The following is a 22,898-nucleotide window of genomic DNA, read 5'->3' as shown; positions in this document are numbered from 1 at the left end:
GTTTCAATCTATAATTCTATTATTAGGCTTTAGAATCAAACACGGATCGATTGGTAGTTCCCGCACTTTGATTATTTCCATAGTTCATGTTTTTCAGTGTAGGGCTAAGCATATCTAATGAAAGCTGAACAAATTGAACAGACTGCTGTACTAATGCTTGGTTTAACTGTTCTTGTTGCTTTAACTCGAGCATGACTTGTGTTAATGCTACCGTTAAATTAGTCAGCTTTTCTTTCTCACTTACATCTTTTATCTTTTCTAGTAAATTTGAGATTGTTTGCTCTTCTGTCATCGCATCGTTATTTTGAAACCAATTATTTACTGCTTCTACACGATTCGTTTCCATCTTTTGTAAAACTTGAATTTGCTTTCTTTCTCGAACTAGTAACGTCTGTAATTGATCAAGATTGCCGTTTTTTAGAACAACGGTTTTTTCTTGTGATAAATTTAAAAGCGTTTGGTGTACGTTAATTAGTTTTTCAAGTGCAGTATTAATAGATTGAACGGACAAAATGATGTCCTCCTTTTTCTAGAATTGCACCTCTTATCGATTTGACCAGAATGCAATCATTTTCTGTGCAGTTTTTTCATAATTAATGTTATATTCACCGGCTTCAACCGCTTTTTTAATTTCATTCACATATGCTTCACGCTGACCATTTCCTTGCTCAGCTTTTTGTAAATGCTTCGCCTCTTTGGAAATTTGTAATTGATCCTTTTGATTACCCGCATGCTTATGCTCTGTTAGCTTTTGAAGCTGTTTATTATACGGATTAAAGTTTGTTTGATTTGATCCGTGTATCTTCATCGTTCCACCTCGCTTTAATCTAAAACAAACGCATTTTACGCTTTATATCTATTTATTATATCGGCAACATCTTGCTGATTATGAAGTTATTTTTTATATTTATCCATAACAAAATAGGTGTGTACTTTTTGCTTCTCTGCATTCTTACGTTCTTCAGATAATTGCTCTAATTTATCATGTTGTTCTAAATCCTTTTTTAGCTCAGCTGCACATTGATTACAAAGCTTCCCACTCCTTATATCCTTTCCACATCGATCGCAAGGATAACCAAGTTTTGGGAATTGCGATTTCCGCAATCGGTTTTCTTTGATAAATTTAATAATTAACTCTTTCTCGACGCCTGTAGCTTCTACGATTTCCAATAACGTTGCTTCACGATTTTTTTGAACTCTTAAAAAATCATAAACAATTTGAAATGCCTTCTCTTCTTCTTTATAACATGCTTGACATATTTCGCGGATTCCTTTGACAAAAACCGCACCGCAGTGAGGGCAATTAGCTAGTTCTGCCATCGCAATCATTCTCCTTATTTTTCCTTTATTATAACATAAATGGTTAACCCCTAATTAACGTATAAGAATATACTGCTGGGCACCCACTATCTATTAGCAGTCGAGCTGCTTGATGAAGTGTGGCACCTGTTGTATATATATCATCGACAAGAATAACCTGTTTTTTAATAGTTTCTTTAAGTTTAAATGGATTTCCACCAGTGATTCGTTCCTTTTTTGTTTTCTTCGATTGCTTTTCACCATGTAATCGTTCTAGTGGAGAACAACTTTCAATTGGAAGGAACTCTGTTAACATCTGTGCTTGATTAAATCCTCTCTCTTTTAGCCTCTCATGACTTAAGGGAATTGGAACGGCAATGGCACTTTTTCGTAGATGGTTAAAGTGTACCTTAAAATGTTCTTGAAAGATAGATTGAAAAGAAACTCCTAACGTATAGTCCCCGCGATATTTCCATTTCGCTACGAGCTCCTTCATAAAATAATTATATTTATAGATTGAATAATTCCATTGCAATGAAGACGGATGTGTTAAGGATTGCCACCTTTTACAATCTGAACAAAGCTTTTCCATGGAGACTCTACTACACATGTTACAGCGTTCCCCTTGTAAAAGTTCTAACTTTCCACGACAAGAGCTACATAGCACCTTTTCTCTTGATGGAATCAAGAGACTTTTCCACGTGAGAGAAAATTCCACCTCATTTTCGCACCATAAACAATGCATTCATTTCACTCCTGTTTATATAATAGTTAGGCATTTATTTTGAATCATATTTCATTTGAACCCTAAATGATATAACTCCGTTACCTTTCATCCAGGCGGACACTCTTCGCTCAAGCACCTCTTTATGTGTGCCCATTTCAAAAATCTGCAATCCGTTTATTCATCTCCTTAATCATCTCGACGGCTTTAATCATTGCTTCTGTTTTCCCATCATGAAAAAACACAACTTCCCCTTTGGGATCTTCAGCACTTCGTCCTGCGCGTCCTGCGATTTGTACAAGAGCAGCTTCATCAAACACATCATGACCTGCATCAAAAATAGCAACATCAACAGATGGAAAAGTGACCCCTCTTTCTAAAATCGTTGTCGTCATTATAGCGACTAATTTCTTGTCGCGGAACGCCTGTACTTTTTCTACTCTAGCACCGTCGTTAGCGTAAACAGAAGCTATTTCAAACTTGTTTTTAATCATTTGTTCTTGTAATAAAAGCTTTGTTACAGAAGCTAATAAGCTTTCCACTAAGGAAATAGTTGGTACAAAAATGAGTAGTTGCCTATTCGGGTTCTTCCTCTTTTTCAACCAGGAAACAAAGGAAGCTGGGGGATGATTGTTTTGTACATCCTTTTTTAAGGAAATTGACATCTTCATATATGGGACAGGTAGCGGATGACCATGATACCGAACAGGAACGAAAAAATGAGGAAGTTGCTTCAGCAAAATTTGCATTTGGTGTTGTTTTCGTGGGGTAGCGGTTAAGTAGATAGAAGTACTCTTTAATTTTCTAGACCGCTGTACTGCAAACAATAACGATGGATCGCTATGAAATGGAAATGCATCAATTTCATCAATTATCATAATGTCAAATGCTTCTTGAAATCGGAGCAATTGATGTGTAGTTGAAATAATTAGTTGTGCTTTTGCTTCTGTATCGTTACTTCCACCATATAATGCTTCGATGGGAATAGAGGAAAAAGCTTGTTGAATACGTGGTTTTAACTCTTGTACTACATCCGTTCTCGGAGTTGCAATACAAACGCGCAATCCTTTCTTTAATCCTTCCGAAATTCCTGCAAACAACATTTCCGTTTTACCTGATCCACACACTGCCCAAATGAGCAGCTCTTTCTCCTGTAATTGAATTGCTTTAACAATCCGATTTGCCGCCTTTTCCTGCGTAGAGGTAAGCGTTCCTTCCCATGTACATGGTTCATACTGCAATAATGTACGCTCTATTACTGGACCATTCCAATAATAGAGAAAATCACAAGCCAATACCCTACCCATCATGATACATTTCCGGCAATATACATGCGTTTCTCCACATGATGCACATGGAATATCACCAAATAAAGACCGCCTACTATTTCCACACCGTTGACAAGTATAATGAAAAAGTTTTCTTTTAATAGCGGGGACGGGAATAAAATATTGCTTAGAAAGTAGCCATTGAAAATACACTTCCTGGATATGAATTTCATTTCGAAGTAATCGTTTACCTGAATAATAAGCGGAAAGTTGATCGGGGGATAACTGATCTGAGGAAAGGTGGGGGAGCTCCTTATCATCTTGCAATTGCGTCAAATAATCACGACCTTTCTTTAAATATAGGCTGGGACAAAACAATTTTTACATGGAAACAATTATTCGGATTTTAATTTAAATACGCTTCTTTTGTCCCAGTCTCCTTCTGTATTCGTTACTTTTTATACCAACAAACTCCGAGTGCACCCTCTCCAAGGTGGGTACCAATAACCGGCCCAAAATAACTTAACGATGTCTCTGCTGATGGATATCGCGCTTTAAAAGACGCCTGTAAATCCAAAGCTGCTTCTTCTGCATTACCATGAATAAAAACGACCTTTATTTCATTGTTATCTTGAGCATCTTCCTCAAGCATTCCGACGATTCGATTAATTGCTTTTTTTCGTGTGCGAATCTTTTCAAACGGTACAATTATCTTGTCAACAAAATGCAAAATGGGCTTCACTTGAAGTAAGCTTCCAACTAATGCTTGTGCCCCGCTCAGTCTACCACCGCGTTGTAAATTAGTTAAATCATCTACCATAAAATAAGCCCTTAAGGACTTTTTCATCTCATCAAGGCGGGCAAGAATTTCAGCTGGATTTTTATTGTTCTTCGCCATTTCTGCAGCTTCCAGCACATAAAATCCTTGTGCCATACAGCTTATTTCCGAATCATAGGCATATACATCGATACCCTCTACCATCTTACCTGCACTTACCACCGCTTGATATGTACCACTAATTCCACTTGATAAGTGGATAGAAACAACCGCATCATATTCTTTTGCAAGCTCCTCTAATTTAGCTGTCACATATCCAATAGAAGGTTGAGATGTTTTTGGAAGCTCCTTTGCTTCCTTTATTTTTTGATAAAATTCCTCTGTTGTTATATCAATTTCTTCTTGATATACATCATCTCCGAATACGACACTTAAGGGAACCATATGAATTGCTTTCTCTTCCCTAATTTCAGCTGGTATATATGCCGTACTATCCGTCATTATAGCAACTTTCATCTAAGCCATTCCTCTCCAATATTTCTAGCCTCTATGTAAAAAAATATTTTCAACTAGTATTGCTCTTATTTTACATGAACAACGTAAAAAATGCATTATTATTTCCTTTCCAATAAACTAGAGTAAAATCCATTCGTATTTTTTTGATATCCATAGTTTTTATATGATGAGACGTATTTTAGACCCTTCTAATATACTTTTTTACGCCTATGAAAAAACTCTGATACAATCATGTATCAGAGCGAAGAGTATTATACTAGTTACGTAACGAATCTAGGAACAGATTACGAGAATATTGAGCATTAAATCAGATAACTTCTACCCATCCTTTGCGGATTGCTGATACAACAGCTTGGGTACGATCATTCACATTCATTTTTTGTAAAATATTACTTACATGGTTCTTTACTGTTTTTTCACTAATATATAATGATTCCGCAACAGAACGATTGCTTTTCCCTTCTGCAATCAATTGTAAAACCTGACATTCACGCTTTGTTAAAATATGCAGTGGCTTTTGGAATTTAATTTCATTACCCGCTACATTTGGCTTACTTTCTTTTGCTAACCGACGATATTCCTTTACCAAATTGTGGGTAACCTTAGGATGTAGGTAAGAACCACCCTCGCTCACAACCTTAATCGCTTCGATGAGTGAATTGGAATCCATTTCTTTTAACAAATAGCCTTGTGCTCCTGTTTTTAAAGCGTGTGTCACATAGCTCTCATCATCGTGAATAGATAAAATAATTACACTCGTTTTTGGAAAGAAGCGAACTAAATCCGCAGTTGCTTGTACACCATTAATATTCGGCATATTGATATCCATTAAAACAACATCTGGACCATAATGTTTAACAAGCTTCGGCGCTTCAGATCCATCATCTCCTTCAGCTACCACATTAAAAGATGGTTCAAATTCAAGTATTCTTTTTACGCCTTCACGGAACAGCTTGTGATCATCAATCAAAACAATATTTACTTGTTTACCAGTATTCATCGTCTTGTTCCTCCTAAGTCTATTTCTACAATGTTAACTCTCCCATTACTATGATAGATAAACTACGTTTCTTTTTCTATAATTTCGACATACCTTTAACTATATAAAAGCCCATCATGTTTGTAGGACTAGTTACATTAATTATACGGTACTTGAATTAATATTCTAGTACCTTTTCCAATTTCTGATTCTATTTTTATCTTACCATCAAACATTTCAACACGCTCTCTCATGCCAATTAATCCAAATGACTTATCGCGCTTAACACTTTGATCAAAGCCAATCCCATTGTCTTTAATAACGACAGTCAACGTATTGTTTCGAATTTCCATCCTTACTTCGATTAAACTCGCCTGTGCATGCTTCACTGCATTTTGAACAGCCTCTTGTATTAAACGGAAAAACGCAACTTCATATTTACTATTTAAACGATCTTCTTCTCCAAAGGATTTAAAATCAATCGTTACATCGTTATATTCTGAAACAGTAGACAGATATTTTTTTAAAGTTGGGATTAATCCTAAATCATCTAATGCCATAGGACGAAGATCATAAATAATTCGACGGACCTCATATAATGAAGAGCGAATCATCTTCCGGACGCTTTTTATTTCCTCTAATCCCTTATCAAGCGTTCCCTCTCGAAATGTTCGGTCCACCAGCTCAGACCGTAACAATATATTGGCAAGCATTTGCGCTGGACCATCATGTATTTCACGAGAAATTTTGCGGCGCTCTTCCTCTTGAGCCTCAATAATTTTCAATCCAAATTCCTGTTTTTCCTTTGCCTCTTCAATCAATTCATTTACTTGACGAAAATCATCGGTTAAGTAATTTAGTACGACAGAAATTTTACCAGCTAAACCTTGAGCGCGTTCAATCGTCTGTTCCAACGCAACAATTCTTCGCTCTAGTTCATCGCGTTTTTCACGCAACACCTGCTCTTCCTGTCGCATTACTGCTAATTGCGTTTGCATCGCATGTGTTTTTTCGTAAACCTCACGAATTTCCGTTTCAGAATAACGATCAAAGTATTTACTCACTTCAGATAGCCGTTGTCTTGAATACCTTACTTTATGCTCGAGTTTGTCGCCATTCTCAATATGATCGATTACTTTATTCTTCGTTTCTCTTAACTCCCGTACGAGTACCTCGTGTTCAGTGCGTGCTTCTTCACTAATGTTAAAAATTTCATCCTTGCTATTTTCTACAACATCAATCATCTCATGAATGATATTGTCTAGATCTTTTTCACTTGTTTTTATCGCCATAATCAACACCAACCTATGATATAATCATACGGAGTCTTCGTACTTTTTAAAAGGGTCTTTTTTCTTAGTTCTAGTAATTTTTTCCTTGAACACCACGAAAAAGCTAATTTTTACAATAAATATTAGAATTTTTCTAGTACGATATGTAGTAAAAGCACATGAAAGCACTGGCAACAAGAATAATTTATTGAAAAAGTATATATCTATGCTACTTCATTATATACTATCTTTTATCAGATTTGGAGGTTAACATGTTATCAAATTACTTAACAGTAAAAAAAGAAGGTTCAAATGAAATCACAATTCAAAAATCACGATTTATTGGCTATGTTCGTAGAGTAGAATCTGAAAAAGACGCGCAAACGTTTATTCAGGAAATTAAAAAAAAGCATCATGATGCAACTCATAATTGCTCCGCATACATGATTGGTGAGCATGATCAAATCCAAAAGGCAAATGATGATGGAGAACCAAGTGGAACTGCTGGAATACCAATTCTGGAAGTTATAAAAAAACAGCACCTAAAGGATACCGTGGTAGTTGTTACAAGATATTTCGGCGGCATAAAATTGGGCGCAGGTGGATTAATCCGTGCATATGGAACTGCCACTTCGCAAGCAATTCAAGCAACAGGTGTTGTGAACAGACAATTGATGCAAGGATTTTCACTTACTATTGATTACCCATTACTCGGAAAAATCGAAAATGCTTTACGATCCTCCAATTATATTTTAGAAACCATCCACTATTTAGAACAAGTTGAATGTATTGTTTACGTAAAAGCCGATGAAGAGGATACATTCCAAGCTTGGATAACAGATTTTACAAACGGCCAAGCCTCCATAAAGAAAGTCGATAAAAAATATGTAGAAGTCGATGTTTCAAATTAATAAGGAGAAGACGCTAGGACAAAACAAGAGCGTTTGCCTCAAAATACGAACAATGGGATCGCTTTTACCACGGGCATAAGCGCGTAGAAAAAGCGATCTTCTTTTCAAGATGTCTCACCCTTCACAACCACTCGATCAATTCATCTAGTTAAAGTCTTAAACATCTCATTTGATTTTCATAAAAAATTCTTTTGTCCCAGCCCATTAAAATTCTACTTTAGATAAAGCTGCTTCATCAGCAATCAATGTTACGTTTCCGTGCTTTTGTAAAATGGAAGCTGGAAATTCCTCACTAATCTCTCCCTCAACTAAACGTGCAACCGCATCCGCTTTATTTTCTCCAGAGACGAGTAAAATAATTGCTTTACTTTCCATTATCGTTTCAATTCCCATTGTAATTGCCTGTGTTGGAACAGCGTCTAACGAGGAAAAAAAGCGCGCATTCGCTTCACGAGTTGACGCATCTAACTCTATCACATGCGTTCTGCTTTCAAATGAAGTGCCTGGTTCATTAAAGCCGATATGACCATTTAAACCTAATCCCAGAATTTGTACATCAATATTCCCTGCTTGTTTTATTTTCTGTTCATAGTCATTACATTCCTGCTCTAAATCCTGTGCAGAACCATTTGGCAAATGGCTCTGCCCTTTTTGGATATCAATGTGTTGAAATAATTTGTCATTCATATAATAACGATAACTATTTGGATCCGCTGCATCTAATCCTACATATTCATCTAAATTAAACGTTGTTGCTTTTTTCAAAGTCAGATTTCCTTGATTATATTGTTCAATCATATGCTGATAAAGCCCTTCGGGGGTAGAACCTGTCGCTAATCCTAATACAGGATTTTCCACTGAATTAATGATTTCTACTATTTCTGCATACGCTTTTTCACTCATTGCTTCGTAATTTGCTGTTTTTATTATTTGCATTTTTATTTTTCCTCCTCGTAAGCTACCACACCGCGACATACCGCAAGCTTAATATTTATTTGGTTATCAACTAACAATACATCTGCATCTTTACCTACTGAAATGCTTCCTTTTCTATCAAACACACCAAGCTGCTTAGCCGGATTCATAGAAGCCATCTCGACAACATTTTGAATGGTAACGTCCCGAAGACGCAACATTTGCTGCACACCCTCATTCATTTTTAAAATACTTCCAGCCAATGTACCATCCTGAAGTACTGCTCGATCCTCTGTAACCGTAACTGGCTGACCGCCAAGCTCATAATCACCAGCATGTAAGCATTTAGCCCGCATTGCATCTGTTATAAGGATCAATCGTTCACTTCCCATATTTTGATAAATTATTTGCATCATTTCCGGAGAAACATGAATGCCATCAGCAATTAGTTCTGCTCGTAATGCTTCCAGCTGAAACGCTGCCCCGACAGCTCCAATATCTCTGTGATGGATGCCATTCATTGCATTGCAAATGTGTGTTACTTGTCGAACACCATTCGCTACTGCTTTTTTCATCTCCTCTATTCCTGCGTCAGTGTGACCAGCAGACACATTTACCCCAGTCTCAGCAAGATATCGAATAAAAGATCCATCTTCGTCAAGCTCAGGTGCCATTGTAATAGTTTTTATTGAACCCTGTGCAACTTGTTGCCACTTTTTGAATTGTTCAATGCTTGGCTTCATAATGTATTCTAAGGGCTGCGCACCTTTTTTACTTGCTTCAATAAATGGTCCTTCTAAATGAACCCCAATTATCTCGGCTTGTCCAGATTTACTCGTATATTGTGCAACATTTTTCAATGCACGCGTAATATTTTCTGGAGATTGCGTGATCGTTGTTGCCAAAAAGCTTGTCGTTCCTTCCCTTGGTAATACAAGAGCCATTTTGTCTAGTGCTTCCTCTGTAGCATCCATGACATCTGCTCCGTTTGCCCCATGAATATGGCCATCAATAAAACCTGGAATTGCATTTAACCCTGTTCCATCAATAATTTTAAAGGAGGGCGGGTAGCTTTCTGGCTTCCTTCCATCAGAATATATTTGCTTTATTTGTCCATTTTCCAAAAGTAATGAACCATTCTCTATTACTCCATCTTCCGTATAAACCGTAACATTTGTAAGATACAATGATGTCTGATTAGGCATGGATATTCCGTCCTTTCATAGTCCTTTACAAATATAAAGCTAGCATAGTACTTCATAAAAGTCTATTGCGATTACTATCCTATTCATCAAGCTGTCATCTTTTAATGGATGCTGCCATCCGAGTATACGTATGACGCTTTCCACGTATTGCGATAGAATAATTCATTATGTTTTCAGGTGGTGCAATTCCATGTAGTCCCGCGTCTCCAATATGGTGTACGTCTGCACCAGCCATTTTATTATATAATGCGATATTTTGAATCGTTTCAACAGTAGAACCTTCTTGACTTGTTCCTATTGTCGTAAGAGCTAGTGCTCCTTCATTATGAATAGCTTGGATTAGACGCTCTGTTTTAGATAAAGTGGCACCTGGCACTGTTCCAACACCAGGAACCAGTACAATGTCTGCTCCGGCTTGAACAAATCGTTGAACGGAAACATTGTCCGCCAATCCTTCAGCTGTATCTATTTTTGTACCAGCACCGTGCATTTTACCAGCAATAATTAGGATTTTATCCCCTGCGATCTTCTTCACCATTTTAATCGCCTTCTCAATGGCATCATTAGATACACCTGTTTTCGGATTACCAGTCAGACAAATAAAATCAACACCAAGGCCTATTGCTTTTTGAATCGTATTATCTGTCGCCCGTCGTCCTGCCGGCAATTGCTCTAATGTTTCTAACTCATTAGCGTGAATATCTACTGGCTCTAAATTAATTCCAACAGGTCGCCCAACTAGTTCCTTTACCGTTTGGATAATATCGTTTGTTTCTACTTTCTTCTCTAAAAGCTCTAAACCTTCAACGCTAGGCTTGTCAACATCAAATACATTTAACAAAACAAGATCCGCCCCAAATGCTGCTACATATTCTGCATTTGTTAAGCCTGGATATAATGGCGTAGTGGAGCACACGACTTCTGCAAGCATGGTTCTTCCCTCTGAAGCCTGAATAGATTGCAAGAGTTCATCTTTATTCATTGAAGCGAAATCAGAAGCAGTACAATTTAACAATCGTTTCATAATTATATTCCTCCTCGTATATTACGTTTAGGCACTATTTTTCGTGATAACTTTTATTTCCACTTGACACAGCTCCAGTGGTCTCTAATTACAAAGAGGCTAATGCCTATGTGCTCATAAGCATTAGCCTGCATTATTCATTTAAAAATCATCAAATTTGGATTTTTAAACGTATCCATACTATCTTCCCACCTAAAATCAATAGTATAAGGAAAAAACTTACTATCCGTTCCATCAATTTCGCAAACAGTTTGTCCAATGTTACGCTGTTATTATACAGCAATAAACTTTGATAATCATCCATTCCAACGTAGCATTTCTAATCTGTTGCTGTTCGTCTTAATTCAGTAAGCTCAAATATAAGTGCTTGAATTAGTTCTTCAGACGTCTTTATCTTTTCATTTTCTGTCTCTGCAATTACCTTTTGTAATACATGCTTATAATATTCCCGTTCACTCATTTCTTCACCCTCTTAAAAAGTATCCCAATATTAGATTATTTTAATCGTACGGATTGACAAATTCTTTTAGTAGTCGGCAAAAAATGCAACGTAACCGAAGAATAACATATATAACTATAGAATGCTGTCGATTTTTGACGTTCTATCTAAATAATTTTCGAAAGCTTTATGATGTTTTTGTCTTTACCTATCTTTGTGCTATTAAAAAAGACATCATGTAGCATCACCTTATTGTTTTTTTCCTTGCACAAAACTTGTTTCAACTATCTTATGCACGGAAACAGTTTAAGGTTACTAAAGATACGATAACGAAAAATGCTACCCTACCATAATGATATTAGAAGAGTATGTAAATTTAGGATGTTATGCGATACAACATAAGAATAATCATGAAAGGGATTATGCTTAATTCATTATCGAATGACAATTAGTTCCATCGTACTGCGTATTGGAACAAAAATCCATATTTAAATTTATGGAAAGGTTAATTTTATGTATTGTTGTCAACTTTTATACACAATCAATGTTCATTAGGTTAAGAAAGAAGCTTGTTGCTGACGCAGGTAAGACAGAGCACCTCCAGTTTACGTGGGATGAATCTTCAAATGTTGGAGGAGAGCAAACCTACACATGTAAAAAACACAAGAAAAAATACTACAGTATCATCTCCGTAGTATGCAAAAATATATTATTTAATTAGGGTAATCGCATTTCAAATCAAGAGTGGTTCTCTTGCTTGTTTTTCCACTTGCTAAATTCCAAAAACTCCTTGAACTGTTCTTTTGTAATGCCTGAATCCATTGCCTCTTTTACAATTTGCAGCCATTCATGATCAAGCACTTCCTCTTGTGAATCATGGTTGTCATCAAGCAACTCATTAACAGTTACCCCTAACACACTACTGATTTTTTCCATAAAATGGATTGATGGATTCCGTTGCAAGTTGCGCTCAATGGAACTTAGATAGGATTTTGCTACATTTGCTCGCTCAGCCAATTCAGATATAGACAGGTTCTTTTCTGTCCGTAATTGTTTGATTTTTTCACCTATCAAGCATCTCACCTTCTTTCATTGCGAATTATACCACAAAATAGGTGAGCAGTTCTATATATAGTACGTTTTTCAATTCGCTATGTACATGATTTATTTTCTTCTATAAATAAACGTACATCTTCCACTGATAGCCCTACAGCCTTCGCCTCCTTTATTAGCATAATCCATTCCTCATCCAATACAACTTTTCCCATTATACTTTCCATTTCCCCCATCCCCCAATATAACGCTCAGGCAATCCAGCCGTCCTAGCAATTACGTTAGACCTGTGATTTTGCGTCCTTACCTTTCAATAAGTTTGCCTTTATTCTGAGGAAGTTTTTTCTCTATATGTCTAATATACTATACGAGTAAGGACTTTTGGTTGACTTGTTTTGTCATATTAAAACTAGTTTTGTATAATGCCTCACATCATTTTGTCTATATTTGCAGGAAAATTATGATTCGATATCTAATTTCTTTTTCCTGAACAATGTCTTTCGTACTTGTAGGAGATAAACCGCAGTTCCAACACTTAATAAGATGATACCAATTAAAATATACTGAAACATAGCTGTTGCCGTGTTTGGTAATTTACTTCCTGATGGCAAAGCACTATTTATTGACCCTTCTGCATAAATTTCTAGTTCAAATGCTGTTCTCAACCCTTGAAAATCATTTCCTAACTCACTTGGCATGGACACTGTAAAAGTAATTACATCTGAATCTTTCTCTTTTAATTCGCGACTTTCGAGCTGTTGAAAGTCTTTCACCAACCCATCATATAAAGTCGAGTGTTCATCTGAAATTCTTAATGTTAGATGGTCATACAGCTTCTCAGATCCATCTACAAACCTTTCATTAACGATATAACCAACCATTCCTGTGCTATTACTTGTAACCGTTAATGTTTTACTTGCATAGTCTCCTGGTTTCATTTCTTCAATATGAAAAAGAATAGTGCTGGGATTCGTAGAAAGTTCAACATTAAATTCTTCTTCAGCATGCACCAAAGAAATACTGGAAAACACCATTATTACAATGGTGAAAAAAATTGATTCTTTTAGTTTCATTCTATCCACCCCTCCCAGCTTTAGTAGATAGCTGCAGGGGAATCGTCAAATTCCCCTGCAGCTCTTCCCTTAATAATTAATTGCCATTATTAGCCTGTTCATTGGATTCTACATAGCCTTCTTCGTCGGAAACATCCTGCCCATCCCATTGTCTCGCTTCAAACATAAATTCGATTGCAGCAGCATCTCCTTGATATTTGTTCTGTACATATGTGCCATCTTCATTTTTTGTTTGGTCATCTTTAAAAGCAATTTTGATAAGCACATTGTCTGGATCATACGGATCGACTGGAAGTCCCGTCCATTGATCAGGATTTACTGTTGACACATTCAATCGATTTGAAGCTACATCAATATATGCTTGATCGACACTATTCCAGACACGTTCTCTAGCAGCTTGGATAGAAGCTGGATCCTCCCCTGGACGATCGCCATGGATCGTACCAGATGCTAAATAAAAATCGCCTAAAGATACATTCTCAAGAATAATATTCTTCGGGAATTCCCCATCCCCACTGCCTTCATTTCCTACATTCATGATGGTAACTTCAAACTGGTTTAAGTAGTCAACAACGGTATTTTCTCCCCACGTATCCTCATCCTCATAGCCTGGCATTCCTGGCTCATTTGGCGCATAGTCTTGAAAGTCAACGGTCTCTATAGACAAGAGCACATCTTTTATCGCTAGTGAGCCATCATTTTTAAGCTGAAGCTGTCTTGTCATATGGTCACCAGGCTTTAAGTTAGAAATATCAAAGTTTACCGGCTGTCCATTCAGTTCATTTAAAGAAAGTTCCAAGGTTCCTGCCGCAACGCCACCTTCTACATTTTCCACATCATTAAACGCTGCCCATGTTCCTACTCCAATTAATGAGATTCCGAGTGTGGCAGCAATAGCTCCACTTGTTAATCGTTTTTTAATACCCATCTTTTACGCTCCCCCATTCAATTTTTTAGTCGTTGCTGCGATCTTCACCAGGCATTTGTGTAGCTTCAAAGCGTAAATTAATCGCTGCACCTTCTCCTTGGTATTTGTTTTGCTCAAAGAAGCGAGAGCCATCATAGCGAGTATCGTCCTCTACAAACGTAATTTTTACATCAAAATCATGAGAATCTCCCGGTTCTAATGAAGCCACACCCGCTCCTTCAAAGGTAACGCTTTGATTAGCATGAGCTACTAATTCATCTAATGTAAATGTCTCTCCCATCACTTCAACTTGAAATTGGCGGAGAAAATCTACTTCGTTATTAACACCATCATCAGGTAATTGGTTATGGAGCACATCTTCCCATCCTGAAGCAAAACTCGTTAATAAGATCTCATCAATCGCTAGCGACCCGTTATTCGTTAAGGTCAATGTTTTTTCAAACCAATCGCCTGGCTTTAAATTGCTTAGATCAAACAACACATCTGTATTTGTTTCTAAATCTAGTGTTCCTGCTGCAAAGCTGTTGTCGACAGTTTCTACATCATTAAATGCAGCATACGTTCCGCCAGCAACAAGTGACAATCCAAGCGCGCCTGCTAGAATACCTGTTGTCATTTTTTTCTTCATACTCATTTCCCATTCCTCCTAAATAGTTTTCACCCAATTGGGTATGTATATTGAACCCTTGTTCAAGGGGAACAATTATTAAGCAATTGTCTGTTCCTCTGTTTTCGAGTCTTTTGTTGTTTGTTCGATTTCTTTTAATGCACGGTGAATCGTAAATATTGAATACGCCAGTAGCATGATTCCGGGAACAATGAGAAGTAATGCTACACCTAAAGGTGTGCTCGCGTATCCAAGCAAATATCCGATAAATGGCACCGTAATTCCGGTATACTTTGCAGTAACATTTTGAGGGAGAACTAGATTCATATCTGGATTTTTATTATTGTCACCCTTTGTTCGAAACTGTGTTGCCTCCCCCTGATTTATTACTTCAATAACGCGATGGGTAACAAGCTGACTATTACTTTGCTTATAAGTAATCACATCACCTTTTGAAATCGCATTTGGATTCTCCATTTGCTTGACGATAATGACCGATCCTGTATCAAAGGCAGGCTCCATCGATCCAGAGAGGACAGTTTTCACTTGATAGCCAAACAGTTCTGGCTCTCCTCCTGATGCACGTGCAGAGAGTACCAAAATTGTCATTCCAAGTAACACAACAATTAATAATGTAGACATTGTATTGCTAACCATTGTCCAAGCTTTTTTCTTCCGGTCCTGTTGATGGCTTTCTTTTCTACTTTCATAGCTTGTTGTTGTCATGTATCATCCCCTCCAATATTCGAAGCGTCTTCCTTCCCTTCCTGTTCATTTCCATCTTTGGTATTCGGTTCTTTTTCAGCAGGACTCTCCTGACTTTCAGTCTCTTTTATTTGCCCTTTCTCCGGAACAACTACTTCCTCATTAGCCTCGTTCTTTTTTGTTTTAGGTTCAGATTCCTTTTGCTTTTCGTTCTTTTCTTCAAACTGTTCCTTATCAAGCGTATTGACCGTCGTCTGATTTCCTAGACAATTATTCAAATCCTCTACCGTAAGTTCAATCATTCCTCCCCAAGGTGTACTATTTCCGGGATGTCCTGGTCGCTGATATGCCTTAAATTTATATTTTCCTGGTCGTAATTCATTAGCAGAGAAACGAAGTGTAACAGTTTCACCACTTTCTAGTGCAGGGATCTCTCCTGAATATATCGTCTCACCTGGGTGACCATTATTCGGTCCTTTCTCTTCAAATGGAGCATACTGTATATCAAATGTTGAAGGGCCAGCCATATCACTGCTATCTTCTTTGTTTTTTATCATTGAAAATAATTCTACTGTGCCACTATTGCATGTAAATCCAAAGCTTCCATCGCCTTCCATTGCGACTAACGAGCTCTTATCCCATTCTTCATCTGGATCTCCAGGTTCCTCTTCCTGCTCCCAGTCAACGTGTAAATAATTAGAAACATCCTCTATGTCATTAAAGCTCGCATTTGTATATGTATTAAAATACGTTCCTGCTAGGAGTACACAAGCCCAGACTAACAATAATTGAAACCCTACCTTTGTTCGTCTATATCTTTTTTGAAATTTTTTATACCGCTTTAATCGCACGGCTCCCTCCTCCTATCTTTCTTGTTCTTTTTAAAGAACATATTTGGTAAAAAAATAGCCAATATTGTTTCAGTTCCGTTCGTTCTTTTTAAAGAACGAGTTCATAAAGATTATAAAGGACACACCTTTGTTTGAAAACCTTTAAATCTAGGCAAATATTCTATATTAAGAACAAATATCTCTTGTTTAATCGATTTCCCTTTGATTTATGCATGTTTTTACTTATTTCTATTATTTTTGTTCCTTATCAAGAACAAGTGACTTTTCAGTTTCTATTTTCTTCTATATACTAGATGAAACAAAACGTTAAAATAATAATATTACAGGGTGAAAAGAGCTTAAAGAAAGGGGAATGATATTTGAAAAGGCTAGCAATTCTTTTCATACTTTTAGGGGTATGCTTGACAACCATAGGTGGTTACCAATGGTATCAGACAAACGCTGCTCAAAATAAAAGCTTGCAAGAGGCAAAACAACTAGTAGAAAAAAATCAGCTTCCATCAAGTAATGGACATACAGATACAATTTCTTTTCCTGATCAGTTCAATCCATCTGTGGGAGAAACCGTTGGACTTCTTCATATTCCAAAGCTTTCTGCACAATTGCCAATCGTCGAAGGTACAGATGAAGATGAATTAGAAAAAGGTGTTGGTCATTACCGTGGAACCGCTTATCCTACGCAACAAGATCAAATTGTACTGTCTGGACATCGAGACACTGTTTTCCGGAGGATGGGGGAACTCGAAATTGGTGATATACTTACTATCCAGTTACCACCATATGGAAGCTTTTCCTATGAAATTTCAAACACGAAAGTTGTTCCCGCAAATGATCGATCCATTATCGTTCCAACAGCACCAAATGAAGTTTTAACCGTTACTACATGTTATCCCTTCACGTATATAGGCAATGCACCAGATCGATATATTATTACTGCACTACCTATCGAATCGAAAAAGAAATAATTAGAATAAATAGACGAACGAATTAATGTTCGATATAATTTGATTCAACGAATATAATTACAACAAGATACATTTAATATTAATCATGCTAGATGAGGAGAATATACGTGGAATTAAGAACAGATAAGCGTAAGCGAAAAAAGAAGAAATGGTTAAAGTGGATTGGAATTAGTTTAATTACTGTCCTACTAATAGGGGGAGGCTTCCTCTACTATATGTGGGATAAGCTTGGGGACACGATTGAAACAATGCACAATCCTTTAGCAAGAGATGATGATCCTGATCGTCAAAAAGAAATCGAATCCATTTTCAAAAAGAATCACACAGTAAATATTCTATTACTTGGTGTAGATCAAAGGCCTGGAGATAAAGGAAGATCAGATACAATGATTCTTATGTCCTTAAATCCTAAAACCAACTCTATGGTAATGCTTAGTATCCCAAGGGATACATACGTTACTCTTCCAGGAAGAAATAAGGATAAAATTAATCATTCCTATGCTTATGGAGGAGTCGAACTGTCTGTTCAAACTGTAGAAGAAACATTTGATGTTCCCGTTCATTTTTACGCCAAGGTTAACATGGAAGGCTTCCAGCAAGGTGTTGACGCCCTAGGTGGCGTAACGGTACAAAATGATCAAGCGTTTTCTCAAGGAGGACGAACATTTGAAAAAGGCAAAATTCACTTAAATGGAGAAGATGCTTTAAAATACATTCGGATGAGAAAAGGAGATCCACGCGGAGACTTAGGGCGAAATGAACGACAACGAAATGTGATTACTGCTGCAATGAATGAAGCAGCGAGCTTTTCCAGTATAACTAAAGTTGGCGAGATTTTTGGTATCTTAGGAAACAATGTTGAAACAGATTTAAACAAAGACCAATTACAAAATCTTTTCTCTAACTATCGCAACACAAGAAATAACATGAAAACATTAGAGATTAAAGGCAGCGGACAAACTATTGGAAAAGTATGGTATTATGTAGTTCCTGATTCAGAATTCGCTCGAATCACGAATGAAATCAAATCACATATGCAAGCAAAATAATATGAAATACTAATCAGTGAGGACTTTTTCATCTCTCACTGATTTTTAATTGAACAGAAAAATGACATTTACTTTCAGCATATCCTTCCCTTACCTTATCCTGCTTCTCATCGGATTAAAATACTACTAGTTATGCGGAAATAACCAATAATTAACCGATTAGGTGGCTTTTTATTGTCTATGCCGCCATGCTATAATGAGACTATGTACGTTATCATATTGAGGGGGTTCATATGAGAAAAATACAATTTATTCTTATAATGATGTTAATCTTATTTGTAACTGCATGTTCGAACGATGATCAAGTTACACCAAACGATCGTTTTGAACAATATGCAGCACATTGGAATAAGCAGGCGTTCGATAAGATGTATAGCATGCTATCCAACGAAGCTACTACTCTATATCCAACAGAAGAAGTCGCTGATCGCTATAAAAAAATATATGAGGATCTTTCGATTACAGATGTGAACGTATCGTTTTCGAAGCTTAGTGAGGAAAAATTGAAAGCAGCAACAAAAAATGGAGAAGCTACCATTCCATTTACTGTAGAAATGAACAGTGCAGCAGGTCCAATTACCTTTGGTTACGATGCTACACTTGTTGAACAAGGAGAAAAAGATAACAAAAATTGGTTTATTAATTGGGATCCCGGCTTTATATTTCCTCAAATAAAAGATGGAGGGAAAATAAGAATTAATACGGTGCAACCAACTCGCGGTGAGATTGAAGATCGAAATAAAATGCCACTTGCTATTAATGCTAGTGTGTGGGAAATCGGTGTCGTTCCGGAAGAGCTTGCTGCAAGTAGTAAGCAAACAATAGCTTCCTTGCTCAACATGTCAGTTGAAACAATTGAAAAGCAATTAAACGCTAGCTGGGTAAAACCAAATTTATTTGTCCCATTGAAAAAAGTACCACCAGCAAATGAGGCATTGCTAGAGAAACTATGGGCGATCAATGGGGTAAAAGGAAAGGAAGTAACGGGCAGAGTATACCCTGCTGGCGAAGACGCCGCTCATCTAGTCGGTTATATTGGAAAAATAACAGCTGAAGAATTAGAAGAAATTAGTGATAGAAATTACGATGCAAATGACTTGATTGGAAAACGCGGTCTGGAGCAATTATATGAAGAGAAGCTTAGAGGAGAAAAAGGAGTCACCATTTCGATTACAAAGGATGGTGAAGAGGAGCAATTCCTAGCTGAGAAGCCTGTTAAAAATGGAGAAAATATTGCATTGACCATTGATGTGAATGTACAAAGTGAAATATTTAAAAGCTTTGGTGAGGAAGCTGGAACAGCAGTGGCGATCCATCCAAAAACAGGAGAGACATTAGCGTTAGTAAGTAGTCCATCCTTTGATCCAAATGATTTTATTTATGGAATACAACAAAGTAAATGGGATGAATTGCAAAAAAATCCGCAAAATCCTTTACTAAATCGGTTTGCTTCAACGTATGCACCTGGATCCGTAATGAAACCAATTACTGCTGCGATCGGCTTACAAGAGGGGACGATTAAACCTAATGAAGGTATTGAAATAAAGGGATTAACCTGGAGTAATGGAAAAGGCTGGGGAGATTATAAAGTACGACGCGTATCTACCTCTAGCAAACCAGTTGATGTCACAGATGCCCTTGTTCGTTCCGACAATATCTTTTTTGCGAAAAAGGCAGTAGAGATGGGAGATAAAGCACTTGTCGATGGCCTAAAGCAGTTTGGAATTGGAGAAGATGTTCCATTTGAATACCCGATAACACCATCATCTATATCTGCTTCAGGAAGTTTAGACGATGAAGTGCTATTAGCGAATACAAGCTATGGTCAGGGAGAAATTCAATTAAGTTCTTTACATTTAGCAGCTGCATTTGGAGCTTTTCTCAATAATGGGACAATGGTTAAGCCAACGCTTTTACTTACAGAAGAAACGGGTCAACCTTGGAAAAAGGATATTCTTTCAGCAGACCATGCACAACTCATTCAAAAAGCGTTGCGAAAAGTTGTCACGAATGGAACAGCAAAAGAAGCTCAAAAAGCAGATTTTCCGATATCAGGAAAAACAGGAACTGCTGAACTAAAATTAAATACTGGAGAAGATGGCGATGAAAATGGGTGGTTCGTTGGTTATCCAAAAGATGAACAAAATATTGTCATCGCAATGATGCTTGAGAAGGTTCAAGATAAAGGAGCTAGCCATCTTACAACTGAGAAAGTAACAAACATTTTAAAAGCAATTCGATAACTGAAAACACCTGTACACGATTTTATCTCGCGTACAGGTGTTTTCTTCATTTATTATATTTTTTTCTTCGTTGCAGTAAAGTATAAATACCAAGCAACGAGTCCAAACATCACAATCGATACCATTGGACCAAATAACGTCTCTGCTGGTAATGTAATTCCAGCTGTTATAGAAAGTGCAATCATTACCCCCATTAATGCTTCACCAGCAATTAAACCTGATGACAGTAAGATTCCACGCTCCACTTTTTCTTTACGTTCTTCTTTGGATTTCGCTCTTCGTTCTACAATCCACTTAATTAATCCACCAACCATAATTGGTGATGTTAAATGTATTGGTAAATATAATCCTACTGCAAATGGTAATGAACCGATTCCAAACAACTCCACTACTGCTGCAGTTGCCATTCCGATAAAAATTAAATTCCAAGGAAGATCACCATTCATGATTCCTTCAACCACCATAGACATAAGAACCGCTTGTGGTGCAGGTAAATCTGATGATCCAAAGCCATATGCATTATCTAATAAAATTAGGATAAAGCCAATCACTATACTCGTAATAAGCACACCATAAAGCTGCGCAATTTGTTGCCATTTTGGCGTAGCTCCTACAATATATCCGGTTTTCAAATCCTGTGAAGTATCTCCTGCAATTGCCGCAGCTATACAAACAACAGAACCAATAATAATCGCAGATACCATACCCGCTTCACCGGTTTGTCCTACTAAAGACAATACAATTGTAATGAAAATTAAGGCTGCGATTGTCATCCCTGATACCGGATTTGAAGAAGAGCCAACAATTCCGACAATGCGTGATGAAACAGTTACAAAGAAAAATCCAAATACTAACAGGAGTAGCGCACCAACAATTCCAACCTCAATATGTGGGAAGAATGTTAGAATTGCTAAAAACCCGACCGTTAAAAGAACAATCGCTTTCATTGGAATATCCTGTTCTGTACGGAGCTGCTGACTTCCACCTGCATCCTTAAATCCTTTTACAGCTCCAGTAAAGGAAGAGATAATAGTTGGCAATGTTTTGACAAGCCCCATAATTCCTCCAAATGCTACAGCTCCAGCACCAATATATCTTAAGTAATTGCCCCAAATATCATGGAAGTTCATCTCACTGATTGGAATTGCTGCAGGGTAAATAACCGTATCTGCAAATTGACCAAAATAACTGATTAACGGGATGATTCCTAGCCAACCAAGAACTGCACCAGCAAACATAATTCCGGCAATTCTTGGTCCTATTATAAATCCAACCCCTAGTAAAGCAGGTAACGTATTCATGCCAATTGCTGCGTTTTGAAATTTATAAATTTCCCATTCTATCGCAGAAGGAAAAGCCTTTACAGCATCTGTTAAGAGCTTAAATCCGGCTCCAATACCAAGACCACCAAAAATTAGTTTGGCTCCTTTTCCTCCTTCTTCTCCTGCAACAAGCACCTCTGCACACGCAGTTCCTTCTGGATAAGGAAGTGTGTCATGTTCTTTAACAATTAGTGCACGACGTAATGGAATCATTAATACAACACCAAGAATCCCACCTGCTAATGCAATAATTGCAATGGTAGTTAGGCTGGGTTGTAACTGCCAAATAAATAATGCAGGAAGCGTAAAAATCACCCCAGCCGCAAGTGATTCACCAGTGGAAGTAATCGTCTGAACGATATTATTTTCCAAGATAGATGTACGCTTCATTATGACCCGTAATATTGCCATTGAAATGACTGCAGCTGGAATAGATGCAGAAACGGTCATTCCCACGATCAATCCTAAATAAGCATTTGCTGCGCCAAATATAATTGCTAGAAATGCTCCAACAATCATAGCCATTACAGTAAATTCAGGACGTTTTTGTGAAGCAGGTACATATGGTTGAAAGCCTGCATTCCCCTTTTCCTTTGCCAAACAAAACACCTTCTTCTTTAATTTTAATGACGAATAAACAGATAGTTTTCGAAGTAATTAGAAAATTTAATTAAAATTGCAAAATTCGCCAACAGTTTTTAATATTATCATAATCTCTAAATTTTTCAAAGTATCTATGGATATAGTTTTGAGGAATTTTTTTACACCTTATG

24 protein-coding genes and 1 riboswitch are annotated in these 22,898 nt (G+C 37.1%); of the genes, 4 read left to right on the top strand and 20 right to left on the bottom strand.

Annotated elements, in window-relative coordinates; genetic code table 11:
- Window positions 1-22 precede the first annotated feature (22 nt).
- The 8 genes from QBK89_RS01660 to QBK89_RS01625 form a co-directional block, all read right to left on the bottom strand.
- Complete coding sequence (locus QBK89_RS01660) at window positions 23-511, bottom strand: flagellar protein FlgN (protein ID WP_284139264.1); 489 nt, start codon at window positions 509-511, stop codon at window positions 23-25.
- 33 nt (window positions 512-544) lie between these two features.
- Window positions 545-808, bottom strand: coding sequence for a flagellar biosynthesis anti-sigma factor FlgM (flgM, locus tag QBK89_RS01655; RefSeq protein WP_284139263.1), 264 nt, complete (start codon window positions 806-808; stop codon window positions 545-547).
- Between the two features lie 86 nt (window positions 809-894).
- Window positions 895-1,320: a TIGR03826 family flagellar region protein gene (locus QBK89_RS01650; RefSeq protein WP_284139262.1), complete on the bottom strand. Its 426-nt coding sequence runs from the start codon at window positions 1,318-1,320 to the stop codon at window positions 895-897.
- A 43-nt stretch (window positions 1,321-1,363) separates the two neighbouring features.
- Window positions 1,364-1,909, bottom strand: a complete 546-nt coding sequence (locus tag QBK89_RS01645; RefSeq protein ID WP_284139261.1) for a ComF family protein — start codon at window positions 1,907-1,909, stop codon at window positions 1,364-1,366.
- Window positions 1,910-2,181: 272 nt separating this feature from the next.
- A complete protein-coding gene (locus QBK89_RS01640) occupies window positions 2,182-3,333 on the bottom strand; it encodes an ATP-dependent helicase ComFA (protein WP_284139260.1) in 1,152 nt (383 codons plus the stop codon).
- 409 nt (window positions 3,334-3,742) lie between these two features.
- Complete coding sequence (locus QBK89_RS01635; protein ID WP_284139259.1) at window positions 3,743-4,585, bottom strand: DegV family protein; 843 nt, start codon at window positions 4,583-4,585, stop codon at window positions 3,743-3,745.
- Window positions 4,586-4,892: 307 nt separating this feature from the next.
- Window positions 4,893-5,585 (bottom strand): response regulator, encoded by a 693-nt coding sequence (locus tag QBK89_RS01630; RefSeq protein ID WP_284139258.1) that lies wholly within the window; start codon window positions 5,583-5,585, stop codon window positions 4,893-4,895.
- 137 nt (window positions 5,586-5,722) lie between these two features.
- Entirely contained in the window at window positions 5,723-6,856 is a 1,134-nt protein-coding gene (locus tag QBK89_RS01625) for a sensor histidine kinase (RefSeq protein ID WP_284139257.1), read from the bottom strand.
- A gap of 251 nt (window positions 6,857-7,107) precedes the next feature.
- Between QBK89_RS01625 and QBK89_RS01620 the strand changes: the two genes are divergently transcribed.
- A complete protein-coding gene (locus QBK89_RS01620) occupies window positions 7,108-7,746 on the top strand; it encodes a YigZ family protein (protein ID WP_284139256.1) in 639 nt (212 codons plus the stop codon).
- 204 nt (window positions 7,747-7,950) lie between these two features.
- Here QBK89_RS01620 and nagB read toward each other — a convergent pair whose 3' ends face one another.
- The 11 genes from nagB to tapA all read right to left on the bottom strand — a co-directional run bounded on the left by nagB (window position 7,951) and on the right by tapA (window position 16,546).
- Window positions 7,951-8,682, bottom strand: coding sequence for a glucosamine-6-phosphate deaminase (gene nagB, locus QBK89_RS01615; protein ID WP_284139255.1), 732 nt, complete (start codon window positions 8,680-8,682; stop codon window positions 7,951-7,953).
- Between the two features lie 2 nt (window positions 8,683-8,684).
- Complete coding sequence (nagA, locus tag QBK89_RS01610; protein WP_284139254.1) at window positions 8,685-9,866, bottom strand: N-acetylglucosamine-6-phosphate deacetylase; 1,182 nt, start codon at window positions 9,864-9,866, stop codon at window positions 8,685-8,687.
- A 94-nt stretch (window positions 9,867-9,960) separates the two neighbouring features.
- Entirely contained in the window at window positions 9,961-10,890 is a 930-nt protein-coding gene (locus QBK89_RS01605; RefSeq protein WP_284139253.1) for a DUF7916 family protein, read from the bottom strand.
- 319 nt (window positions 10,891-11,209) lie between these two features.
- Window positions 11,210-11,350 (bottom strand): hypothetical protein, encoded by a 141-nt coding sequence (locus QBK89_RS01600; RefSeq protein WP_284139252.1) that lies wholly within the window; start codon window positions 11,348-11,350, stop codon window positions 11,210-11,212.
- 717 nt (window positions 11,351-12,067) lie between these two features.
- The gene (locus QBK89_RS01595) at window positions 12,068-12,403 is read right to left on the bottom strand and encodes a helix-turn-helix domain-containing protein (RefSeq protein ID WP_284139251.1); all 336 of its coding nucleotides are present in this window, start codon (window positions 12,401-12,403) and stop codon (window positions 12,068-12,070) included.
- Between the two features lie 77 nt (window positions 12,404-12,480).
- Window positions 12,481-12,609, bottom strand: coding sequence for an anti-repressor SinI family protein (locus QBK89_RS01590; RefSeq protein ID WP_284139250.1), 129 nt, complete (start codon window positions 12,607-12,609; stop codon window positions 12,481-12,483).
- Window positions 12,610-12,633: 24 nt separating this feature from the next.
- Window positions 12,634-12,716, bottom strand: a riboswitch (cyclic di-GMP riboswitch).
- A gap of 124 nt (window positions 12,717-12,840) precedes the next feature.
- Window positions 12,841-13,455 carry a hypothetical protein gene (locus QBK89_RS01585; RefSeq protein WP_284139249.1) on the bottom strand — a complete coding sequence of 205 codons (615 nt, stop codon included), beginning with the start codon at window positions 13,453-13,455 and terminating at the stop codon, window positions 12,841-12,843.
- A gap of 76 nt (window positions 13,456-13,531) precedes the next feature.
- The gene (locus QBK89_RS01580; protein WP_284139248.1) at window positions 13,532-14,383 is read right to left on the bottom strand and encodes a TasA family protein; all 852 of its coding nucleotides are present in this window, start codon (window positions 14,381-14,383) and stop codon (window positions 13,532-13,534) included.
- 25 nt (window positions 14,384-14,408) lie between these two features.
- Window positions 14,409-15,017, bottom strand: a complete 609-nt coding sequence (locus tag QBK89_RS01575; protein WP_284139247.1) for a TasA family protein — start codon at window positions 15,015-15,017, stop codon at window positions 14,409-14,411.
- A gap of 72 nt (window positions 15,018-15,089) precedes the next feature.
- Window positions 15,090-15,716, bottom strand: a complete 627-nt coding sequence (gene sipW / locus QBK89_RS01570) for a signal peptidase I SipW (protein WP_284139246.1) — start codon at window positions 15,714-15,716, stop codon at window positions 15,090-15,092.
- Window positions 15,713-16,546, bottom strand: a complete 834-nt coding sequence (tapA, locus tag QBK89_RS01565) for an amyloid fiber anchoring/assembly protein TapA (protein ID WP_284139245.1) — start codon at window positions 16,544-16,546, stop codon at window positions 15,713-15,715. Before tapA ends, sipW begins: the two co-directional genes overlap by 4 nt.
- 401 nt (window positions 16,547-16,947) lie before the next feature.
- Between tapA and QBK89_RS01560 the strand changes: the two genes are divergently transcribed.
- From QBK89_RS01560 to QBK89_RS01550, 3 genes are all read left to right on the top strand, one after another.
- Window positions 16,948-17,511 (top strand): class D sortase, encoded by a 564-nt coding sequence (locus QBK89_RS01560; RefSeq protein WP_349774615.1) that lies wholly within the window; start codon window positions 16,948-16,950, stop codon window positions 17,509-17,511.
- A gap of 107 nt (window positions 17,512-17,618) precedes the next feature.
- Complete coding sequence (locus tag QBK89_RS01555) at window positions 17,619-18,560, top strand: LCP family glycopolymer transferase (protein ID WP_284139243.1); 942 nt, start codon at window positions 17,619-17,621, stop codon at window positions 18,558-18,560.
- 233 nt (window positions 18,561-18,793) lie between these two features.
- Window positions 18,794-20,803 carry a penicillin-binding transpeptidase domain-containing protein gene (locus QBK89_RS01550; protein WP_284139242.1) on the top strand — a complete coding sequence of 670 codons (2,010 nt, stop codon included), beginning with the start codon at window positions 18,794-18,796 and terminating at the stop codon, window positions 20,801-20,803.
- 53 nt (window positions 20,804-20,856) lie between these two features.
- On the opposite strand, the gene QBK89_RS01545 is transcribed toward QBK89_RS01550, so the two are convergent.
- Window positions 20,857-22,734: an OPT family oligopeptide transporter gene (locus QBK89_RS01545; protein WP_443089761.1), complete on the bottom strand. Its 1,878-nt coding sequence runs from the start codon at window positions 22,732-22,734 to the stop codon at window positions 20,857-20,859.
- Between the last annotated feature and the right edge of the window lie 164 nt (window positions 22,735-22,898).

The sequence above is a fragment of the Virgibacillus sp. LDC-1 genome (assembly GCF_030137545.1).
Lineage (GTDB): Bacteria > Bacillota > Bacilli > Bacillales > Amphibacillaceae > LDC-1.
This window is presented reverse-complemented; position numbering and strand designations above follow the sequence as displayed.

What these genes read in the sequence shown, in the direction of transcription:
- flgM (WP_284139263.1), bottom strand. Translation starts at nt 808, where the DNA reads ATGAAGATACACGGATCAAATCAAACAAACTTTAATCCGTATAATAAA.
- QBK89_RS01650 (WP_284139262.1), bottom strand. Translation starts at nt 1,320, where the DNA reads ATGGCAGAACTAGCTAATTGCCCTCACTGCGGTGCGGTTTTTGTCAAA.
- QBK89_RS01645 (WP_284139261.1), bottom strand. Translation starts at nt 1,909, where the DNA reads ATGTGTAGTAGAGTCTCCATGGAAAAGCTTTGTTCAGATTGTAAAAGG.
- QBK89_RS01640 (WP_284139260.1), bottom strand. Translation starts at nt 3,333, where the DNA reads ATGATGGGTAGGGTATTGGCTTGTGATTTTCTCTATTATTGGAATGGT.
- QBK89_RS01635 (WP_284139259.1), bottom strand. Translation starts at nt 4,585, where the DNA reads ATGAAAGTTGCTATAATGACGGATAGTACGGCATATATACCAGCTGAA.
- QBK89_RS01630 (WP_284139258.1), bottom strand. Translation starts at nt 5,585, where the DNA reads ATGAATACTGGTAAACAAGTAAATATTGTTTTGATTGATGATCACAAG.
- QBK89_RS01625 (WP_284139257.1), bottom strand. Translation starts at nt 6,856, where the DNA reads ATGGCGATAAAAACAAGTGAAAAAGATCTAGACAATATCATTCATGAG.
- QBK89_RS01620 (WP_284139256.1), top strand. Translation starts at nt 7,108, where the DNA reads ATGTTATCAAATTACTTAACAGTAAAAAAAGAAGGTTCAAATGAAATC.
- nagB (WP_284139255.1), bottom strand. Translation starts at nt 8,682, where the DNA reads ATGCAAATAATAAAAACAGCAAATTACGAAGCAATGAGTGAAAAAGCG.
- nagA (WP_284139254.1), bottom strand. Translation starts at nt 9,866, where the DNA reads ATGCCTAATCAGACATCATTGTATCTTACAAATGTTACGGTTTATACG.
- QBK89_RS01605 (WP_284139253.1), bottom strand. Translation starts at nt 10,890, where the DNA reads ATGAAACGATTGTTAAATTGTACTGCTTCTGATTTCGCTTCAATGAAT.
- QBK89_RS01600 (WP_284139252.1), bottom strand. Translation starts at nt 11,350, where the DNA reads ATGAGTGAACGGGAATATTATAAGCATGTATTACAAAAGGTAATTGCA.
- QBK89_RS01590 (WP_284139250.1), bottom strand. Translation starts at nt 12,609, where the DNA reads ATGGAAAGTATAATGGGAAAAGTTGTATTGGATGAGGAATGGATTATG.
- QBK89_RS01585 (WP_284139249.1), bottom strand. Translation starts at nt 13,455, where the DNA reads ATGAAACTAAAAGAATCAATTTTTTTCACCATTGTAATAATGGTGTTT.
- QBK89_RS01580 (WP_284139248.1), bottom strand. Translation starts at nt 14,383, where the DNA reads ATGGGTATTAAAAAACGATTAACAAGTGGAGCTATTGCTGCCACACTC.
- QBK89_RS01575 (WP_284139247.1), bottom strand. Translation starts at nt 15,017, where the DNA reads ATGAGTATGAAGAAAAAAATGACAACAGGTATTCTAGCAGGCGCGCTT.
- sipW (WP_284139246.1), bottom strand. Translation starts at nt 15,716, where the DNA reads ATGACAACAACAAGCTATGAAAGTAGAAAAGAAAGCCATCAACAGGAC.
- QBK89_RS01550 (WP_284139242.1), top strand. Translation starts at nt 18,794, where the DNA reads ATGAGAAAAATACAATTTATTCTTATAATGATGTTAATCTTATTTGTA.